This is a genomic window from Shewanella sp. MSW (assembly GCF_007636515.1).
Classification (GTDB): Bacteria; Pseudomonadota; Gammaproteobacteria; order Enterobacterales; family Shewanellaceae; genus Shewanella; species Shewanella indica.
This window is the reverse complement of record NZ_LVDR01000011.1, coordinates 95284-114690: the sequence shown is the minus strand read 5'-3', so window position 1 is coordinate 114690 and position 19407 is coordinate 95284. Positions and strand designations below refer to the sequence as shown.

General features: G+C 54.4%; 17 protein-coding genes. 11 read left to right on the top strand and 6 right to left on the bottom strand.

Annotated elements, in window-relative coordinates:
* Positions 1 to 61 precede the first annotated feature (61 nt).
* A complete protein-coding gene (locus AYI96_RS13465; protein WP_144361795.1) occupies positions 62 to 1369 on the bottom strand; it encodes an NAD(P)/FAD-dependent oxidoreductase in 1308 nt (435 codons plus the stop codon).
* Positions 1370 to 1578: 209 nt separating this feature from the next.
* Here AYI96_RS13465 and AYI96_RS13460 point away from each other — a divergent pair, with 209 nt between their 5' ends.
* The 11 genes from AYI96_RS13460 to gabT all read left to right on the top strand — a co-directional run bounded on the left by AYI96_RS13460 (position 1579) and on the right by gabT (position 14477).
* On the top strand, positions 1579 to 2127 hold the full coding sequence (locus AYI96_RS13460) for a cupin domain-containing protein (protein ID WP_039034340.1): 549 nt from the start codon (positions 1579 to 1581) through the stop codon (positions 2125 to 2127).
* A 369-nt stretch (positions 2128 to 2496) separates the two neighbouring features.
* Complete coding sequence (locus AYI96_RS13455; RefSeq protein WP_071477026.1) at positions 2497 to 3261, top strand: gamma-glutamyl-gamma-aminobutyrate hydrolase family protein; 765 nt, start codon at positions 2497 to 2499, stop codon at positions 3259 to 3261.
* A 1-nt stretch (position 3262) separates the two neighbouring features.
* Entirely contained in the window at positions 3263 to 4612 is a 1350-nt protein-coding gene (locus tag AYI96_RS13450; RefSeq protein WP_028780689.1) for a glutamine synthetase family protein, read from the top strand.
* A 10-nt stretch (positions 4613 to 4622) separates the two neighbouring features.
* Complete coding sequence (locus tag AYI96_RS13445) at positions 4623 to 5996, top strand: aspartate aminotransferase family protein (RefSeq protein ID WP_144361769.1); 1374 nt, start codon at positions 4623 to 4625, stop codon at positions 5994 to 5996.
* A 155-nt stretch (positions 5997 to 6151) separates the two neighbouring features.
* Positions 6152 to 7255: a polyamine ABC transporter substrate-binding protein gene (locus AYI96_RS13440; protein ID WP_144361768.1), complete on the top strand. Its 1104-nt coding sequence runs from the start codon at positions 6152 to 6154 to the stop codon at positions 7253 to 7255.
* Positions 7256 to 7373: 118 nt separating this feature from the next.
* Positions 7374 to 8510, top strand: a complete 1137-nt coding sequence (gene potA, locus AYI96_RS13435; RefSeq protein ID WP_025009894.1) for a polyamine ABC transporter ATP-binding protein — start codon at positions 7374 to 7376, stop codon at positions 8508 to 8510.
* Positions 8507 to 9406 carry an ABC transporter permease subunit gene (locus AYI96_RS13430; RefSeq protein WP_037436682.1) on the top strand — a complete coding sequence of 300 codons (900 nt, stop codon included), beginning with the start codon at positions 8507 to 8509 and terminating at the stop codon, positions 9404 to 9406. The genes potA and AYI96_RS13430 overlap by 4 nt, the downstream gene beginning before the upstream one ends.
* Positions 9403 to 10218, top strand: a complete 816-nt coding sequence (locus tag AYI96_RS13425; protein WP_025009896.1) for an ABC transporter permease subunit — start codon at positions 9403 to 9405, stop codon at positions 10216 to 10218. Before AYI96_RS13430 ends, AYI96_RS13425 begins: the two co-directional genes overlap by 4 nt.
* A 164-nt stretch (positions 10219 to 10382) precedes the next feature.
* A complete protein-coding gene (locus AYI96_RS13420) occupies positions 10383 to 11669 on the top strand; it encodes an NAD(P)/FAD-dependent oxidoreductase (RefSeq protein WP_039034297.1) in 1287 nt (428 codons plus the stop codon).
* Between the two features lie 46 nt (positions 11670 to 11715).
* Positions 11716 to 13158 carry an NADP-dependent succinate-semialdehyde dehydrogenase gene (gene gabD / locus AYI96_RS13415; protein WP_039034296.1) on the top strand — a complete coding sequence of 481 codons (1443 nt, stop codon included), beginning with the start codon at positions 11716 to 11718 and terminating at the stop codon, positions 13156 to 13158.
* A 47-nt stretch (positions 13159 to 13205) separates the two neighbouring features.
* Entirely contained in the window at positions 13206 to 14477 is a 1272-nt protein-coding gene (gene gabT / locus AYI96_RS13410) for a 4-aminobutyrate--2-oxoglutarate transaminase (protein ID WP_039034295.1), read from the top strand.
* Between the two features lie 265 nt (positions 14478 to 14742).
* Here gabT and AYI96_RS20680 read toward each other — a convergent pair whose 3' ends face one another.
* The 5 genes from AYI96_RS20680 to AYI96_RS13385 all read right to left on the bottom strand — a co-directional run bounded on the left by AYI96_RS20680 (position 14743) and on the right by AYI96_RS13385 (position 19124).
* Entirely contained in the window at positions 14743 to 16056 is a 1314-nt protein-coding gene (locus AYI96_RS20680; RefSeq protein WP_144361767.1) for a PAS domain S-box protein, read from the bottom strand.
* Between the two features lie 289 nt (positions 16057 to 16345).
* Entirely contained in the window at positions 16346 to 16762 is a 417-nt protein-coding gene (locus AYI96_RS13400; RefSeq protein WP_144361766.1) for a hypothetical protein, read from the bottom strand.
* Positions 16759 to 17217: a hypothetical protein gene (locus AYI96_RS13395; RefSeq protein WP_144361765.1), complete on the bottom strand. Its 459-nt coding sequence runs from the start codon at positions 17215 to 17217 to the stop codon at positions 16759 to 16761. Before AYI96_RS13395 ends, AYI96_RS13400 begins: the two co-directional genes overlap by 4 nt.
* A gap of 106 nt (positions 17218 to 17323) precedes the next feature.
* Complete coding sequence (locus AYI96_RS13390; protein WP_144361764.1) at positions 17324 to 18457, bottom strand: pyridoxal phosphate-dependent aminotransferase; 1134 nt, start codon at positions 18455 to 18457, stop codon at positions 17324 to 17326.
* A gap of 112 nt (positions 18458 to 18569) precedes the next feature.
* Entirely contained in the window at positions 18570 to 19124 is a 555-nt protein-coding gene (locus AYI96_RS13385; protein WP_082014284.1) for an NADAR family protein, read from the bottom strand.
* Between the last annotated feature and the right edge of the window lie 283 nt (positions 19125 to 19407).

Sequence of the window (19407 nt, the reverse complement as noted above, 5' to 3'; positions counted from 1 at the left end):
AATGGCTCCCTATTCAACATACACTTGTCTTCAAAACAGGTCTTTTCAAAACAGGCCTTGTTCAGAATAGATCCTTGAATCTATGGTACAGCATGCCTGCCGCCAGAATGGGCGAGCGCAGCGCCGGGCCACCCGGGAAGGTCATATGCTCTATTGAGGCAAAGATATCGAAGCGCTCAGCCTGCTGACTGATAGCTTCTGCCAGCAGACGCCCCGCCATATGGGTGGCGTTGACGCCGTGCCCGGCATAGGCCTGGGCGAAATAGATGTTGGGGCTATCCGGCAACCTGCCTATCTGCGGCATACGATTGGCGCCTATCCCTATCATGCCGCCCCACTGATAATCTATTTTCACGCCCTTGAGTGCCGGGAAGACTCTTTCCATATTGGGCCTGAGCGCGGCGCAAATGTCCTTGGGATCTCTGCCCGAGTAGTTGCACAGCCCGCCAAATAACAGGCGGTTGTCGGCCGACAGATGAAAATAGTCCAGTGCTATGCTCATATCGGCGAAGGCCATATTCTGCGGAATAATGTCAGCGCAGAGAGCTTGCGACAGGGGCTCGGTCGCCAGCAGATAACTGCCGGCCGGTAGCACCTTGCCGCCGATATGAGGTTCGAGTTTGGCACCTATATAGGCATTGCCGGCCAAAATCAGATAGCGGCAACGGACTTCGCCGCCCTCAGTCCTGACCCGTATCTGCTCGCCCTTGATGATTTCGGTGGCGGCGCTGTCTTCATAGATGTTAACCCCCAGGCTTCGGGCCGCACGGGCTTCGCCGAGGGCCAGATTCAAAGGGTGCAGATGGCCGCTGCCCATGTCGCTGAGCGCGCCGAGATAACGCTCAGAGCCTATGACTTCGGGCAACTGCTCCTTGGACAACAGCTTGAGCTTATGTGGGTAGTTAAGTTGCTCAAGCTCGGTAAGCTCCAGCTCAAGCTCCTGCATATGTCTTGGTTTCAGCGCCAGATCGCAGTAGCCCCAGCGCAGATCGCAATCGATTTGGTATTGCGCGATCCGTTGCCGGACAATATCGACGGCTTCAAAACCCATCTGCTTGATAGCCAGCACACCTTCTTTACCTATACTTGGCTCAAACTGTTCAATATTATGGCCAATACCGCGGATCAACTCCCCGCCATTACGCCCTGAGGCGCCCCAGCCCACTTTTTTGGCTTCCAGTATGGTGACCCCAAAGCCTCGTTCAGCCAGTTCTATGGCACTGTTGAGGCCGCTGAAGCCAGCGCCTATTACGCAGACATCTGTCTCCAATGACTCTTCCAGCCTGGGATGCTGAAACAATTCTTTGGCGGTCGCATGGTAAAAAGAGGCGGGATAGTTGTCACTGTGAATGGGGGACTGGATTGGCATCATGGCTCCGTTCTTGTTATAAGTTTGGACTCGGCTGGTTACACCTGACGGTCGTCGCACTCTTGCCTTCAAAGTGTTCGTTTTATTTAACATGCTTTTGTCATATAATACAAAACAATTTCACCGGGACCCTGGTTGCCCTTGTGCAGAAGCCGCTGCCGACCGTGTCCTGTAACCGCCTGATAAGAGATTTTTGGGGGATTTGCGATTTGGATATAGGTGCCAGCCTCAAGGCTGTTAGAAAGATGAAAGGCCTGTCCCAGCGTGAGCTGGCTAAACGCGCCGGGGTGACCAACAGCACCATCTCTATGATAGAGAAAAACAGTGTCAGCCCTTCAGTCAGTTCACTCAAGAAAGTGCTTTCGGGGATCCCCATGTCGCTGGTGGAGTTTTTCTCCATAGGTGAAAACGGCTCTACCGAGCAAAAAGTGGTGTATCGCTCCAATGAGCTTTTGGATATAGGCACAGGGCCGCTGGAGTTCAAGCTCATAGGTCGGGATTACCCCAACCGTGCCATGTCTGTGATGTCAGAGACTTATCCCCCGGGCGCCGATACGGGTGAAGAGATGCTGCGCCACGAAGGGGAAGAAGCGGCGCTGGTGATTACCGGTCGCTTTGAACTGACGGTCGGTGAAGAGGTGTTTATTCTGGAGGCCGGTGACAGCTACTATTTCAATAGCGAACAACCACACAGGTTCCGCAACCCTTTCGATGAACCCTGTCATCTGGTCAGTGCCACCACTCCTGCCAACTTTTGATCTTCCATTTCCTCAGCTGATTGCGATTTGCTGCCCGTAAATTCACTTCGGGCAGCATATTTGCCTGAAAGTGTAAATAATATCGACCGTATAACCCCGTGTGCACCGAATTGGTGCCCGCTGAACCAGTGTGATGCAAAGCCAACTTTTTGCTTTGTTCATGCTTGTTCACACCTGTGTTAAGCGCAACTAATTTCTAGTTATTCATATAAAAACAACAGCTTAAGTTGTTTTTGGTTGGGGCGATACTTAACAGGGTATTAACCTCTTGCCTGTGCGAAAAAATCCGTGTAGTGTGTGAAAAAATGAACATTTGCTTTAGTGAATGTTCAAAACTGAGACCTGGATTTGAGTGTTTTGGGGTGAGATATGGCACAGGCAGCAATGGCGTTGGTGGGTGTAACCGCATGCAATGAGCAGTTGGGGCTGCATCCTTTCAATATTGTTGGCGAGAAATACCTCCTGGGCGTGGTCGAAGGTGCCGGAGCCTGGCCCCTGGTGATCCCGGCATTGGGGGCCGATACCCCGATAGCACAACTGCTCGAACGCCTGGACGGCATATTGTTTACCGGCTCCCCCTCCAATGTTGAACCTCATCATTACCAAGGCCCGGCCAGCGAGCCGGGCACCCACCATGATCCCAAGCGGGATGACACTACCTTGCCTTTAATTCGCGCCGCCATAGAGGCCGGAGTGCCGGTGCTCGGGATCTGCCGTGGCTTTCAGGAAATGAATGTGGTTTACGGCGGCAGTTTGCACCAGAAGCTCTATGAAGTGGGTGGTTTTATTGAACACAGAGAAGACAAGAGCGCGCCGCTGGAGGTGCAGTATGGCTTGTCCCACGAGGTCAGCATAGAACCTGGAGGGATGCTTTTCGACGCTTGGGGCCGTAGCCATGCGATGGTTAATTCCGTCCATACTCAGGGCGTGGAGCGCCTGGGTCAGGGGTTGCGGCCTGAAGCACATGCTCCAGATGGTCTGATTGAAGCCTTCTCTGTCACCGACGCCAAGGCATTCGCCTTGGGAGTGCAGTGGCATCCGGAATGGCAGGTCAGAAATAACCCCTTCTACAGCGCAATTTTTAAGGCCTTTGGGGAGGCTTGCAGTCTTAGGGCGCAACAGCGGAATAAATAATATGAATAAGCTTGAAGCCTTCTTAAAAGAACAAAAAATAACCGAAGTTGAATGTGTTATCTGCGATATGACAGGTATCGCCCGCGGCAAAATTGCCCCGGTAGACAAGTTTATCGATGAAAAGGGCATGCGGCTGCCCGAGAGTGTGCTGCTGCAAACCGTAACCGGCGATTATGTCGATGATGAGGCCTACTATGGTCTGCTCAACAGCGCCGATATCGACTTTGTCTGCGTGCCAGATGAAAACGCGGTCTTTATGTTGCCCTGGACCCTGGAAGCCACGGCTCAGGTGATCCACGATACCTATGACAAGATGGGCAATCCGCTGGAGCTGTCGCCGCGCAACGTATTGAAAAAAGTGCTCAAGCTCTATGAAGATAAGGGCTGGGAGCCGGTGATTGCCCCTGAGATGGAGTTTTATCTCACCAGTCGCAGTGACGATCCTGATCTGCCACTCAAGCCCCCGGTTGGTCGTTCCGGCCGCGCCGAATCCGGACGTCAGTCCTTCTCCATCGATGCCGCCAATGAGTATGACCCCCTGTTTGAGGATATGTACGACTGGTGTGAGGCGCAGGAGCTGGATATCGACACCCTGATCCACGAGGAAGGCACGGCGCAGATGGAGATCAACTTCAGCCACGGCAATCCATTGGCGCTGGCGGATCAGGTGTTTGTATTCAAACGCACCCTGAGAGAGGCCGCCCTCAAACACGGCGTCTGCGCCACCTTTATGGCCAAGCCTGTGACCAATGAGCCTGGCAGCGCCATGCACCTGCATCAGAGTGTTATCGACAAGGAAACCGGCAAGAATATCTTCACCCGCGAAGATGGCACCATGAGCCAGAACTTCCTCAGTTATATCGGCGGGCTGCAGCGCTTTATGCCGGAATTTCTGCCGTTGATGGCGCCCAACGTCAACTCATTCCGCCGCTTCCTGCCAGGCACCTCGGCGCCGGTCAATCTGGAGTGGGGCGAGGAGAATCGCACCTGTGGCCTGAGGATCCCCGAGTCTTCACCGCAAAATCGCCGCATTGAAAACCGTATCCCGGGGGCCGATGCCAACGCCTATCTGGCCATTGCCGCCAGCTTGTTGTGCGGCTATTTGGGAATCGTTGAAGACGTGAAACCTTCGACGCCGGTGCAGGGCCGGGCCAACGAAGACCGCTCGGGGATCTCTTTGCCGCAGACCCTGGAAGAGGCGATGGCCATGATGGAAGAGAGCCAATATTGCCGTAAATATCTGGGGGAAGACTTCACCACAGGTTTTGTCGCGGTCAAGCGCGCCGAGCTTGAGAATTTTCGCCGGGTGGTGAGTTCCTGGGAGCGGGAATTCCTGCTGCTGACTGTCTAAGGAGGGAGAGATGAAATCACAAGAGACTCAAGGCTGGCAGGCCAAGGACCATGCCCACCACTTGCATCCCTTTACCGATCCCAAGGCGTTGAAACAGGCCGGCGGGCGGGTGATTACCCGCGCCGATGGCGTCTATATCTGGGATTCACAGGGCAATCAAATTCTCGATGGCATGGCCGGACTCTGGTGCGTCAACATGGGCTATGGCCTGCGTTCCATCGCCGATGTGGCGGCGCATCAGTTGCTGGAACTGCCTTACTACAATAGCTTCTTTCAGTGCAGCCACCCGCCGGCGATTGAACTGGCCGCCGAGATAGCCGCGCTGGCACCACCTCATATGAACAAGGTGTTTTTTACCGGCTCTGGTTCAGAGGCCAATGACACCAACTTGCGCCTGGTGCGTCATTACTGGGACATCCAGGGCAAGCCGGAGAAGAAAACCATTATCTCGCGCCACAATGCCTATCACGGTTCCACAGTTGCCGGTGCCAGTCTTGGTGGCATGAGCGGTATGCATGCCCAGGGCGATCTGCCCATTCCAGGCATAGTTCACATCGCCCAACCTTACTGGTATGGCGAAGGCCAGGGACTGTCTGCCGAAGAGTTTGGCATTCGCTGTGCCCGCGAGCTTGAAAGCAAGATCCTCGAGCTGGGTGAAGACAAGGTGGCGGCCTTTATTGCCGAGCCTATTCAGGGCGCAGGCGGCGTGATAGTCCCGCCGGACAGCTATTGGCCGGAGATCAAAAAGATCCTCGCCAAGTACGACATATTGTTCATCCTCGATGAAGTGATCACCGGCTTTGGCCGCACCGGCTGTTACTTTGCCGCCGAGTATTACGATCTTGCACCGGATCTTATCACCATAGCCAAAGGGATGACTTCGGGCTACGCCCCCATGGGCGGGGTGATAGTGTCGGATAAAGTCGCCGATGCGCTGGATAAGGGCGGTGAATTTGCCCACGGCTACACTTATTCGGGCCATCCACTCAGTGCCGCGGTGGCACTGGAAAACTTGCGCCTGATGAAGCAGCAAAACATAGTCGCCAAAGTGGCCGAGGAAACCGCGCCTTATCTGCAGCAGCGGCTGCGGCAAGTCTTGGCCCAGCATCCACTGGTGGGTGTGGTGCGCGGCGTTGGCATGGTGGCCGCGCTGGAACTGGTCGCTGATAAGGCGAGTCATCAGCGCTTTGCTGCTGAGCTTGGGGTAGGCACTCAGTGCCGGGAACACTCCATTGCCAGTGGCTTGGTGATGCGGGCGGTGGGAGACACTATGATCATCGCGCCACCCCTGGTGATAACCCAGGATCAAATCGATGAGTTGGTAACAAAGGCGAAACAAGCGCTCGATATGACCTACGCGGATGTACAAAAATCGAACGGTTAAGATTGCCTGCCATTGGCGGTAAGGGCATGATATACCTTGCTGCCAAGGCGCCGATGCGGGTTTTAGGGAGTAGCATTGGTGACACTAATAACAATGACAATAAGTTAACAATTGAAGGCGGGTTACAACCGCTGCTACCCGTAAAAGGAGAGAGCATGAAGCTATTGACCAAAGTAACGTCTGTGGCACTGTTGGGAGGCCTTGCGGCCGCTGCCACGGCCCAGGCCCAGGCCGAAGAAGTCGTCCGGGTGTATAACTGGAGTGACTATATCGCCGAAGATACCCTGGCCAACTTCCAGAAGGAAACCGGGATCCGGGTGATCTATGACGTATTTGACAGCAACGAAGTGGTTGAAGCCAAACTGCTTTCCGGCCGCTCCGGTTATGACATTGTCGTGCCTTCGAACAACTTTCTTGCCAAGCAGATCAAGGCCGGGGCCTTTAAGCCTCTGGATAAAAGCAAGCTGAGCAACTATCAGAATCTGGATCCCCAGTTGATGAAACAGCTGGAGAAGGCCGATCCGGGCAACCAGTATGCCGTGCCTTACCTCTGGGGCACCAACGGTATAGGCTATAACGTCGCCAAGGTAAAAGAGCTGCTGGGAGAGGATGCACCCACAGATTCGCTCGAACTGATGTTCAACCCCAAGTATGCCCAGAAGCTGTCATCCTGCGGCATGTCCATGCTGGACTCGGCCGATGATATGGTGCCGCAGGCGCTGATCTATCTGGGATTGGATCCCAACAGTACCAAGGCGTCCGACTTTGACAAGGCCGGTGAAGTGCTGGCCAAGATACGGCCTTATATCACCTATTTCCACTCATCACGCTATATCTCGGATCTGGCCAATGGTGATATCTGTGTCGCCTTCGGTTTCTCCGGCGATATCCTCCAGGCGGCTACCCGCGCCGATGAGGCCGGTAACGGCAACAAGATCGCCTATGCCATTCCCAAGGAAGGCGCTAACCTCTGGTTCGATATGTTGGCCATCCCTGCCGACGCCGGCAATGTCGACAATGCGCTGACCTTTATCAACTACCTGCTCAGGCCGGAAGTGATAGCCCCCATCTCCAACTATGTTTCCTACGCCAACCCCAATGTTCCGGCGCAGAAACTGGTGGATGAGTCTATCCGCAACGATCCCGGCATCTATCCACCACAGGCAACTCTGGACAACCTGTATGTGGGGGAAATTCGTCCACTCAAGGCCCAGCGGGCCCTGACCCGGGTTTGGACCAAAGTTAAATCCGGCCAATAACAATAACTCAGGGGCCAGATTCCCCTTCATTGCCTGATTGCGTAGTACAGGCAAACTTTACTCGTTCCACCAGCGGCGGCCGCTGAGCCGCCCATTTGGTATTTTGCGGAGAAGTATTATGGCAATCACCTCGGGCATTCCTGTCAAACCCAATAATAAAACCCAGGATGAAGTGCTGCTCAAAATCGAGCGGGTCAGCAAGCTCTTTGACGATGTTCGCGCCGTGGATGATGTGTCGCTGACCATCAACAAGGGCGAGATCTTTGCCTTGCTCGGCGGCTCAGGCTCAGGCAAGTCGACTCTTTTGAGAATGTTGGCCGGTTTTGAAAAGCCTACCGAAGGACGCATTTTTCTCGATGGTCAGGACATTACCCATCTGCCGCCCTATGAACGCCCCATCAATATGATGTTCCAATCCTACGCCCTGTTTCCCCATATGACGGTGGCGCAGAATATCGCCTTCGGTCTCAAGCAGGACAAGTTACCCAAGGCTGAAATCGAGCAGCGGGTGCAGGAGATGCTCAAGCTGGTGCATATGGAAAAATATGCCCGCCGCAAGCCGCATCAACTCTCCGGCGGTCAGCGCCAGCGGGTGGCGTTGGCCCGTTCTTTGGCCAAGCGGCCGAAACTCCTGTTGCTTGACGAGCCTATGGGAGCGCTGGATAAAAAACTGCGGACCCAGATGCAGCTGGAGGTGGTGGAAATTCTCGAGCGGGTAGGGGTGACCTGCGTCATGGTTACCCATGATCAGGAAGAAGCCATGACCATGGCCGAGCGGATTGCCATCATGAGCGATGGCTGGATAGCCCAGACCGGCTCGCCTATGGATATCTATGAAAGCCCCAACAGCCGGATGATTGCCGAGTTTATCGGCACAGTGAATCTGTTTGAGGGGGAGATCACCGCCGATGAGGTGGACCATGTGATCATTCAATCAGAGAGCCTGAACCAGGCGTTTTACGTGGGTTATGGGGTGTCTACCAGTGTCGAGGACAAGCATGTCTGGTTGGCGGTCAGGCCGGAAAAAACCCTGATAAGCCGCGAGCAGCCCGAAGAGCAATACAACTGGGCCAAGGGCATAGTCCACGATATCGCCTATCTCGGTGGTTTCTCCGTGTATTACATTCGCCTTGGCAATGGTCAGATAGTCCAGTGCAGCATGACCAACCGTGAACGCCGCGCCGATCATCCCACCTGGGATGATGAAGTCTATATCAGCTGGGAGGACACCAGTGGCGTGGTGTTAAGATCATGAAGAAGCTCAAGTTAGGATTCAAAGGCCGCCACCTGACCATAGGCTTTCCCTATCTGTGGTTGCTGCTGTTTTTCGCGCTGCCGTTCGCCATAGTACTGAAGATAAGCTTTTCCACCGCGGCGATTGCCATTCCGCCCTATGAGCCAAGTTTTCAGTATGCCGACGAAGTGCTGCAGGTATTTATCAACCTGAGCAACTATCTGTTGCTGCTCAGCGACTCCATGTACTACTCGGCCTATCTCAACTCGCTCAAGATGGCGCTGGTTTCCACCCTGGGTTGTCTGCTGCTGGGGTATCCCATGGCCTATGCCATTGCCCGGGCGCCGGCCAGGTTGCAGACAGTGCTGCTATTGTTGGTGATGTTGCCGTCCTGGACCTCATTTCTTATTCGGGTCTACGCCTGGATGGGGATTTTGAGTAACACAGGGCTTATCAATAACCTGCTGCTGGGGCTTGGGATTGTCGATGAGCCGCTGCAGATGCTCAATACCAATCTGGCGGTGTATATCGGCATCATCTATGCGTATCTGCCCTTTATGATACTGCCGCTGTACGCCACCTTGGTGAAGCTGGATGTCAGCCTGCTGGAAGCCGCGGCGGATCTCGGCTCCCGCAGTCTCAATACCTTCTGGAAAGTGACGCTGCCCCTGTCTAAGAGCGGCGTCATTGCCGGCTCCATGCTGGTGTTTATTCCGGCCGTGGGGGAGTTTGTGATCCCCGAGCTGCTCGGCGGGCCGGACTCGCTGATGATAGGTAAGGTGCTGTGGCAGGAGTTCTTCAACAACCGTGACTGGCCGGTGGCTTCGTCGCTGGCGATAGTGATGCTGGTGCTGCTGATTGTGCCCATCACCCTGTTCCATCGCTATCAGAGCCGCAGTCTGGAGAAAGAGATATGAAGAAGCTGAGTTTCTCGACCCTGATGTTATGGATTGGGCTGGTGTTTCTGTATGCCCCCATGTTTATTCTGATTTTCTACTCTTTCAACGCCTCCAAACTGGTAACTGTCTGGGGCGGCTTTTCCGCCAAGTGGTATGCCGAGCTGTTTGCCGATCAGCAGATACTGGATGCGGTCTGGACCAGTTTGCAAATCGCCTTCTACAGCTCGACCATGGCGGTGATCATAGGCACTATGGCGGCCTTTGTGATGACACGTTTTCGTCGCTCCTGGGCCAAGCTGACGCTGTCGAACATGATTACGGCGCCCTTGGTTATGCCCGAGGTGATCACGGGTCTGTCGCTGATGCTGCTGTTTGTGCATATGTCGGATCTGCTCGGCTGGCCGGCTGAGCGGGGCAGGATGACAGTTTGGATTGCCCATTCCACCTTCTGCGCCGCCTATGTGGCCGTGGTGGTGTCATCGCGCCTCAGGGAGCTGGATCTCTCTATTGAAGAGGCGGCAATGGATCTGGGGGCGACACCGCTGAAGACCTTCTTTCTGATAACTGTGCCCATGATAGCCCCGGCGCTGATGGCGGGTTGGCTGTTGTCGTTCAGCCTGTCGCTGGACGATCTGGTGATTGCCAGCTTCGCCTCGGGACCTGGCGCCACTACATTGCCTATGGTGGTGTTCTCCTCGGTGCGGCTCGGGGTGTCCCCCAAGATCAACGCCCTGGCGACACTGATCATTCTGGTGGTATCCCTGATCGCTTTCCTGTCTTGGTATCTGGCGCGCCGCGCCGAACGCCGCAGCAGACAAACAGAGGAATAACAATTCGGCGGTTGGCTGTGACAGCCACCGCCGCTATCTCTTTTGTGTGTTTTAAATTTTGAACGATTTGTGTTTTATAATGCGTTTTATACTGGTTTTAGTCGATTTAACTGTGTAGGATGATGCAAGTGTTAAAAATAACAAACATAAAGGCTGGAATAACCATGACTGCCACTGCCCACACCTCCTCTTATTATGCCGATTCGGCCAATGACACTCGTGAACGCAACAGCTTAAGCGAGGTGCTGGAAACCGATGTCTGTGTGATTGGGGCAGGTTATACCGGACTCAGCTCGGCGCTGCACCTGTTGGAGGCCGGTTTCAAGGTAGTGGTATTGGAAGCGGCCAGAGTGGGCTGGGGCGCCTCTGGCCGCAACGGTGGCCAGATAGTCAACAGCTACAGCCGCGATCTCGACGTGATAGAAAGCACTGTCGGTAAGGCGCAGGCCAAGCTCTTTGGCGAAATGGCCTTCGAGGGCGGCCGCATCATCCGCGAACGCATCGAAAAATACCAGATAGATTGTGACCTCAAAAACGGCGGGGTATTTGCCGCCATCAATAGCAAACAGATGGGGCATCTGCAGCAGCAAAAAGCCCTCTGGGAGCGATATGGCCACACAGACCAGCTGCAGTTGTTGGATGATGCCGGCATTCGCCAGGTGGTCAATACAGACCGTTATATCGGCGGCTTGCTGGACAAGAGTGGCGGCCATATCCATCCGCTGAACCTGGCGCTGGGTGAGGCGAGGGCGGTGGAATCTCTCGGTGGAAAAATTTTTGAGGACTCGGCCGTAGTACGTATCGACGAAGGGGAGTACCCTATAGTACATACCGCCAATGGCCAGGTTAAGGCCAGGTTTGTGGTGGTGGCTGGAAATGCCTATCTTGGCAAACTGCTGCCCCAACTTGCTGCTAAATCCATGCCTTGCGGTACCCAGGTAATCACGACAGAACCCTTGGGTGATGAGTTGGCCCACAGTCTGTTGCCGCAGGACTACTGCGTCGAGGACTGTAACTATCTGCTGGATTATTTCCGCCTGTCGGCCGACAAACGCCTGATCTATGGTGGCGGTGTAGTCTACGGCGCCCGAGATCCGGAGAATATCAAAGCGATTATCCTGCCCAAGCTGCTCAAGACCTTCCCCCAATTGAAAGGGGTCCGTATCGACTATACCTGGACAGGCAACTTTCTGCTGACACTCTCCCGTTTGCCTCAGGTCGGCAGGATTGGCAGCAACATCTATTACTCCCAGGGCTGTAGTGGTCATGGGGTGACTTATACCCACCTGGCGGGCAAGTTGATTGCCGAGGTGCTGACCGGACAGGCGGAGCGTTTCGATGCCTTTGCCAGCCTGCCCCATTATCCATTTCCCGGCGGACATGCCCTGCGAGTCCCCTTTTCTGCGCTCGGCGCCTGGTATTACAGCCTGAGGGACAAACTGGGTATTTGATGCCTATCCGTACAAGGGCGCTTGGCGCCCATTTAAAGGAGTCGCAATGAAACTTAACCAGAGTGCGCTGCTGCGTGAACAAGCCTATATTGAAGGCCAGTGGCTGGACGCAGACTCAGGCAAGAAGGTCAATATTTTCAACCCGGCCACCGGCGAGCGTATCGGCAGTGTGCCCGAGATGGGCGCATTTGAAACCCGCAGAGCCATAGATGCCGCCGAGCGGGCTCTACCGGCCTGGCGGGCGTTGACCGCCAAAGAGCGCAGCAGCATTCTCAAACGTTGGTTCGAGCTTATCAATCAACACGCCGATGACTTGGCGCTGCTGATGACCACTGAGCAGGGTAAGCCTCTGGCAGAAGCCCGTGGTGAGGTCGCTTACGCCGCCTCCTTTATCGAGTGGTTTGCCGAAGAGGGTAAGCGGGTTTACGGCGATACTATCCCAGGCCATCAACAGGACAAGCGCCTGCTGGTGATCAAGCAACCCGTGGGCGTGACTGCGGCCATTACGCCCTGGAACTTCCCGGCGGCGATGATAACCCGTAAGGCGGGACCGGCACTGGCGGCCGGTTGCACCATGATAGTCAAACCGGCGCCGCAGACCCCTTTTACCGCTCTGGCGCTGGCCTACCTGGCGATTGAAGCAGGCATTCCTCCCGGTGTCTTCAGCGTGATCACCGGTGATGCCAAGGCGATAGGCAATACCCTTTGCGAAAGCGCCGTGGTGCGTAAGTTATCTTTCACCGGCTCGACCGGCGTGGGCATTCATCTAATGCAGCAATGCGCCGCCACCCTGAAGAAACTGTCTTTGGAACTCGGCGGCAACGCGCCTTTTATCGTGTTTGACGATGCCGATCTGGATGCTGCGGTGGAAGGGGCGATGATTTCCAAGTATCGCAATGCCGGCCAGACCTGCGTCTGCGCCAACCGCATCTATGTGCAGTCGTCCGTTTACGATGCCTTTAGCGAAAAGCTGGCCGCCAAAGTGGCCGAGCTCAAGGTGGGTGTCGGCACCGAATCCGGCATTACCACAGGGCCGCTTATCGACAAGAATGCGGTGAAAAAGGTACAGGAGCATCTTGAGGATGCCGTCTCCAAAGGCGCCAGGGTCAAGACCGGCGGCCGGGCGCTGGGCGGTAACTTCTTCGAACCCACTATTTTGACCGAGGTGAATGGCAGCATGCGGGTCGCCAAAGAGGAAACCTTTGGCCCGCTGGCGCCGCTGTTCCGCTTCGACAGTGTCGATGAAGTGATCGCCATGGCCAACGATACCGAGTTTGGCTTGGCAGCCTATTTCTACGCCAGGGATATCTCCAGAGTCTGGAAAGTCGCCGAGGCGCTGGAATACGGCATGGTGGGGATCAATACCGGGCTTATCTCCAACGAAGTGGCGCCTTTTGGCGGCATCAAGGCCTCTGGGCTGGGACGGGAAGGCTCTAAATACGGCATAGAGGAATATCTGGAGATCAAGTATCTCTGCCTCTCGGTCTGATTAACCCATGTCCCGGCGATGCCGGGACAACAACAGAGGATAGCAGGATGATAAGCAATGACTCTCTGATGGTGCGGCGTCAGGCCGCAGTGGCACCGGGTGTGGGACAGATACACCCTGTGTTTGTGGAACGGGCGGAAAATGCCCGGGTATGGGACGTCGAGGGCCGCGAATATCTGGACTTTGCCGGTGGCATAGCCGTGCTCAATACCGGGCACCTGCATCCCAGAGTCAAGCAGGCGGTTGCCCGCCAGTTGGAAGACTTCTCCCATACCTGTTTTATGGTGCTGGGCTATGAGAGTTATGTGGCCGTCTGCGAAAAACTCAACGCCCTGGTTCCCGGGGATTTCGCCAAGAAGTCGGCGCTGTTTACCAGTGGCTCGGAGGCGGTGGAAAATGCCCTCAAGGTCGCCAGGGCCTACACCAAACGCAGCGGCGTCATCGCCTTTACCTCAGGCTATCATGGCCGCACCATGGCAACGCTGGCGCTCACCGGCAAAGTGGCGCCCTACAGTAAGGGCATGGGGCTGATGCAGGCCAACGTGTTTCGCGCCCAGTATCCCTGCGCGCTGCATGGGGTGAGTGACGACGATGCGATGAAGTCCATCGAGCAGATTTTCAAGAATGATGCCGAGCCGGCGGATATTGCCGCTATTATTCTTGAGCCGGTGCAGGGCGAGGGCGGCTTCTATGCCGCATCCCCCGAGTTTATGGCGCGGCTGCGCAAGCTGTGTGACAAGGAAGGGATAGTGCTGATTGCCGATGAGGTGCAGACGGGCGCCGGCCGTACCGGCACCTTCTTTGCCATGGAGCAGATGGGCGTTGCCGCCGATATCACGACTTTTGCCAAGTCCATTGCCGGCGGTTTCCCACTCTCCGGTATTACCGGTCGGGCCGAGATGATGGATGCCATAGGTCCCGGCGGTTTGGGAGGCACCTATGGCGGCAATCCGCTTGCCTGCGCTGCCGCCCTGGCGGTGATAGAAACCTTCGAGAAGGAACAGCTGCTGGCGCGGGCCAAGCAGGTGGGTGCTGTCATTAAAGAAGCGCTTGGCAAGCTGCAACAGGAGCACGACTTTATTGCCGATGTTCGCGGCCTCGGCGCCATGGTGGCCATGGAGCTGGTTGAAGATGGTGTGCCAAAACCGGAGTACTGCGCCCGAGTCCTTACCTTGGCGCGAGAGCGCGGTCTTATCCTGCTTTCCTGTGGCACTTATGGCAATGTGCTGCGTCTCTTGGTGCCTTTGACCGTCAGTGACAGGGATCTGCAGCAGGGGCTGGAGATTATTGCCGAGTGTTTCCGGCAACTGCGTAGTTGAGCCGGTAAGGATGATAGGGAAGCACAGCGCTTCCCTTTTTTATGTCAGTAGTAAAAAAGAGGCTTATTCATTTGAGTTGCTTGAGGCTTGGCGTGTCCAAGCGGCTATTTTGTCGCTGTTAACTTTTTATCTGCACGCGCATTGTGCCTGACGCTGGCGCAGTTGCGATATAGCCGAAACGAACCGTTGGGTAAACTCAAGATCCGACGAAAGCCCCGGCCTTGGCTGGGGGGGGCTTTTTAGAGGAGCGGGATGAGCCTTCGAATCAATGTCCCTGATGTTCATCGGACAGGGACGCGACTGTATCAACCACATTACGGGCACCATCGAGAATTGCGCTCATTAGGTCCGCGACATCCTGAAGTTGGATTTTACCTTGGTTGGCCGCTTCGGCCACCGCCGCCATTTCCCGGGTGGCCTTGTCTGTAAGCTGACCATTTTGACTGACGACAGAGCCTATCTCCTTGGTGGACTCACTGGTGCGGGCCGCCAGTTGCCTGACTTCATCGGCGACAACGGCAAAGCCTCGGCCCTGTTCACCGGCGCGGGCAGCTTCAATTGCGGCATTGAGCGCCAACAGATTGGTCTGCTCGGCAATGGCGCTGATGGTCGAGACTATCGCCTGGATATGGCGTGACTGCTCATTGAGCTGAGCTATCGCCTCTGAGGCCTGCTGTACCTGATAGGTTATGTTGTTTGAGGTAGCAGTTACCCTGTCGAGACTGTCTATGGCTTGCTCGACTGTGGCACCTGTATTCAGCGCCGTGCTGTGGGCTATTTCGGCCGCTTCCTTAATCGCCTGGGACTTTTCTATCCTGGCGGTGATATCACTGGCAAACTTAATCACCTTGATTACTTTACCGGCGGCATTGTGTATCGGGTTATAGCTGGCCTCAAGCCAGACGGTTTGCCCCAGTTTATTGAAGCGTTTAAACAGCCCGGACTTGAACTGGCCCTTATTGAGCTCTTCCCAAAAATGGGGGTGTTCCCGGTAGAAGGCCTCGTCACAAAACAGCTTGTGGTGTTGTCCTTTCAGTTCGGCCCTGGTATAGCCCATGACGTCGAGAAAATTGGCATTGGCCTCAATGATATTGCCCTTGGGGTCAAACTCGATAATCGCCTGGGAGTTATCCAGGGCGTTGGCCACTGCTTTTTGAGTGTCGGTTTCCATTTGGCTGTTGGTGACATCGGCGGCAATTTTCATGACGCGGGTGACTTTACCCTGCTCAAACACCGGGAAGTAGGTGGCCTGCAAATAGATGCTGCTGCCATCTGCATGGCGACGTTCAAACACCCCGGCAGCGGCTTTCCCCTGCCTGAGCTGCTCCCAAAACCTGCGGTACTGGGTTGAGGCGGCATAATCGGTTTGACACAAGCTTTTGTGAGGCATGCCTTTGAGCTTTTCCTGTTCCAGGCCAAACAACTCGGCAAACAGGCGATTGGCTTCTATCACAGTGCCTTCGGGTGTGAACACCACACAGGCAAGCGACTGCTCTATGGCTTGTACTGTTGCCAGTTGCCTGGATAGCTGCAATTGACATTGTTCCAGCGCATGTCTGGACGATTTATTGAAGAACATAAAACAGATCCCCACTTGTTAGGTTTAGTCGGCAGCTTGCTGTCGGCTCGTATTCTGAGGCGAGGATCCATTTCGCAGTCGTTATTCCTGATAGGCTGCATATTTTTACTTATTATAGCGTCGCTGAAAGGTAGCATAAGTGTGGCAGAGTGAAAGCGGTAAATGATATTAAGCTTCAACTGTCACACCTTGGAGCCTGTGCTGTGTGGCATGAAAGGCTCCGGCGCACAGACTAGCAAGTTTTTGTTAACTTAAGATTTCGACACCTTTGCCGATCAAGGGAATACCCTTAATATTTGGTCTTCAGCTTTTGTCGCAAACTCTCATCTCTGGCGGCTTTGGTGACTTCGAGGGCGATATTGCGCCTGAGGCGAATTAACCAGCTGTCGATTTTGGCCTGGTCCATTTTGCAATCGCAGCGGCTGGAGATCAGGCTAAGCTGCAGTTCCTGTGCCTGTCGTGCGACTTCTACTTCGACCGTGTATCCCTTGTAGTTATTGAGCCGGGCGAGCCAGGTGCCATCAGCGGCAGTTTCCAGTTCCCAGTTATCCCGGGTAACGGCCCGCTGCAACATGGCGGGGATATCCTGCACATAACCACCTGTGGGTACAGGGTTTTGCCAGCGTTGCAATTGATATTCAGTCTCGGCGGAAGCCGGGGTTAGCCATAACAGATTCAGCAGCAGCGGCAGTAGTATTCGTTTCATGATTTTTTCAGCTCCTGGGCGATGGAGAGACGTAGATTCTTGATGTAGTTGTAATAGCCGCGGCCATTCTTGTAGCAGATATCATCAATCAGCTTCTTGCAGACAAAATCCCCCAGGGCGGCGTGGTATTTAAGCTGAATATAGTTGGCGTCGTATTCAATGCGCATCACATTAGTGTCGCCGCGATAGTCGAAACGGGCCAGGATATAGCCCTCACCTTCGCCCTCGTATACCCAGGCAAAGCCCTTGGTGCTGAGCATTCCTTCGAGAATGGCATAGCGAACCTGGGCCTCACTGGCTCCCGCTACCGGGATCTCTTTATGAACGGCTTCGATATAGCGGTTTGAAGATTTGGGCTTGGCATTTTTGTTGATGACCAGCTCGCCGGGGGCGGCTTGCAACGACAGGGAGAAACCGAGGGCGAATAACGCCCCCAGAATGGATTGGACTTGCATATCAGAATCCTTCTGAAAAAGGCTGCGAAAGTCCGAGTCTAGCGAAAAGTCAAGGCACTTGAAAGAGCACTTGAAACAGCTCTTGAAACAGCTCTTGAAAGAGAAATTAGAGCAAACCTGCCAAACGCAGACGTTGCATCTCTTTGGCAACTTGTTGCATCTGCATTGGTGTGCCCAAGGTCAAGCGATTCCAGCCTTCAAGCCCTGGGAAGGTGCGGCCCACCAGAATGCCGGCCTGCTGCATCCGCTTGCGATAGTCTTCATTATTGCCCTTGATGCGGTGGAAAATAAAACTGGCGTTGAGCGGCAGATAGTCGAGCCCCAGTTGTTTGAGTGTGGCAATGATAATGGCACCGGCCTCTAAGTTGTTGCTGCGGGTCTGCGCCAGCCAGGCGCTGTCATCCAACACTGCTGCCGCCCCATAGAGGGCAAACAGGTTGGCGTTGTCAAAACTCGCCTGGGCCTGCATGGCGGCTATCATTTCCGGAGCGGCAATGGCATAACCGGCCCTTAGTCCCGCCATTCCCCATGCCTTGGAGAACGTCTTGGTCAGCACTGTGTGTTGCTGGCCATTTTGGATGAAAGGCAGCGCGGATTGGAAATCGCTACCGGCATACTCGCCGTAGGCCTCATCAATAATAAACTGCAGCTCGGGACTGGCCTTGGCCAGCCACTGTGCAACCGGCGCCTTGGGCAGCAAGAGGCCGGTTGGGTTGTTGGGGTTACACAGATAGACAATGGAAGGGCCAGAGTGCGCGGCCACGGCGGCTTGCATGGCGGCGATATCGGTTTGCAGCTCGGCGGTCAGCGGCACTTCTGTTACCTTGAGCCCCCGGGCCTTGGCATAGTCGGCCACTATGTCAAAGGTGGGCTTGGGCATCACCAACTGGCAGTGAGCGCTGGCCATGGCATCTATGGCGAACTTGAGTACTTCGGAAGAGCCATTGCCGTAGATGAGCTGCTCTTGGCTGATACCGTGATAGCTTGCCAGGCGCTTGAGCAAGGCCTGACGGGCAGTGTCGGGATACAGGTGCGCCTCGCCCATATGTTGCATAATGGCTTCCCGGGCGCTGCTTGGCATCCCCAGCGGGTTTTCATTGAAGTTCAGCGCCAGGGGACCCTTGGAGGCAGTAGCTTGGGCTTGCTCCTGGGAAGATAGAGAGAAATTACTGCAGCCACTGAGCCCCAGTGCGGTACCGGCTAAACCGGCCTGAATAAAATGCCTACGACTTAATTGCATGTTTATTATGATGTTCTGGATAAGAGGGCGCTCAGTCTACCCAGAGGAGGAGAGAAAATAAATGAATTTTTATTCATTATTTGAAGCTTGTTATTCTTTTGGCTTTTGATTGTCAGAGATCTTTTCTGAGCCGATCGCGAACTTCCATGAGTGCAAACCCTAACAGGTTTAAGCCGTTCCATCTCCTGGGAATTTCAGATTCAGGATGATCTTGAGCGAGCCCTATCCCCCATACTTTATCTACAGGACTAGCCTCGACCAAGATACGGTTTCCAGTATTAAGCAGAAACGATTTTAGTTCAGTATGCTGAGCAAACTTAGCTAAGTTTGCATTAAGCACTATTTCAAAGCGTCTCTCATCCCAGACTTCTTGGTTGAACCCGACAACTTCCCGACCAATAGCTTTGGCTGCGCCAGGGTTGGTTGCAAGGAGGATTCTTTCACATGCAATGTCATCACCAAATAGCTTTGCCTTGTGATACATCATGTAATGCTCCGCAGTAATGAAGACGTTGCCTTCTTCTTCAAACTTTGCGTCATACCATTGACTAAAACAACTCTTGGAAATTTGTTCTCCTTTCTCCTGGTGTCCCCAGAAGAATATGTACTTGACCTTATTCCCTTGGTCTACGAAATCGACCAACTGTTCTCTTGTCCTAATTTTCAAAGTGATTCCTATGCTTGGTTGCTTTTTACCTGCAAAAGACTTTCTTACCCTGGTCAGTTCAGGCCTTGGCACTGAACTCAGAGATTGTTATGAATTCTATAAGTTGTGTATGAGGCCATGCTACACCAGCTTACAATTTAGCGAAATTTCTTGAATGTTCACGGTCGGTGAAGAGTTGGCTTAAAGCCATGATAGCCGCTGTGCCAGCGGCTTAAAGTCGTGGAGCAAGTGCATCCATGCACAACTGCCAGTTCGCCATCCCTGGCTCTCGCTCGTAAGCATG

Bases quoted from the DNA above. Each gene is read 5' to 3' on its own strand.
- AYI96_RS13420 (WP_039034297.1), top strand. From the start codon at position 10,383: ATGACTGCCACTGCCCACACCTCCTCTTATTATGCCGATTCGGCCAAT.
- AYI96_RS13445 (WP_144361769.1), top strand. From the start codon at position 4,623: ATGAAATCACAAGAGACTCAAGGCTGGCAGGCCAAGGACCATGCCCAC.
- AYI96_RS13425 (WP_025009896.1), top strand. From the start codon at position 9,403: ATGAAGAAGCTGAGTTTCTCGACCCTGATGTTATGGATTGGGCTGGTG.
- gabT (WP_039034295.1), top strand. From the start codon at position 13,206: ATGATAAGCAATGACTCTCTGATGGTGCGGCGTCAGGCCGCAGTGGCA.
- AYI96_RS13430 (WP_037436682.1), top strand. From the start codon at position 8,507: ATGAAGAAGCTCAAGTTAGGATTCAAAGGCCGCCACCTGACCATAGGC.
- AYI96_RS13395 (WP_144361765.1), bottom strand. From the start codon at position 17,217: ATGCAAGTCCAATCCATTCTGGGGGCGTTATTCGCCCTCGGTTTCTCC.
- gabD (WP_039034296.1), top strand. From the start codon at position 11,716: ATGAAACTTAACCAGAGTGCGCTGCTGCGTGAACAAGCCTATATTGAA.
- AYI96_RS13390 (WP_144361764.1), bottom strand. From the start codon at position 18,457: ATGCAATTAAGTCGTAGGCATTTTATTCAGGCCGGTTTAGCCGGTACC.
- AYI96_RS13440 (WP_144361768.1), top strand. From the start codon at position 6,152: ATGAAGCTATTGACCAAAGTAACGTCTGTGGCACTGTTGGGAGGCCTT.
- AYI96_RS13455 (WP_071477026.1), top strand. From the start codon at position 2,497: ATGGCACAGGCAGCAATGGCGTTGGTGGGTGTAACCGCATGCAATGAG.
- AYI96_RS13400 (WP_144361766.1), bottom strand. From the start codon at position 16,762: ATGAAACGAATACTACTGCCGCTGCTGCTGAATCTGTTATGGCTAACC.
- potA (WP_025009894.1), top strand. From the start codon at position 7,374: ATGGCAATCACCTCGGGCATTCCTGTCAAACCCAATAATAAAACCCAG.
- AYI96_RS13450 (WP_028780689.1), top strand. From the start codon at position 3,263: ATGAATAAGCTTGAAGCCTTCTTAAAAGAACAAAAAATAACCGAAGTT.
- AYI96_RS20680 (WP_144361767.1), bottom strand. From the start codon at position 16,056: ATGTTCTTCAATAAATCGTCCAGACATGCGCTGGAACAATGTCAATTG.
- AYI96_RS13465 (WP_144361795.1), bottom strand. From the start codon at position 1,369: ATGCCAATCCAGTCCCCCATTCACAGTGACAACTATCCCGCCTCTTTT.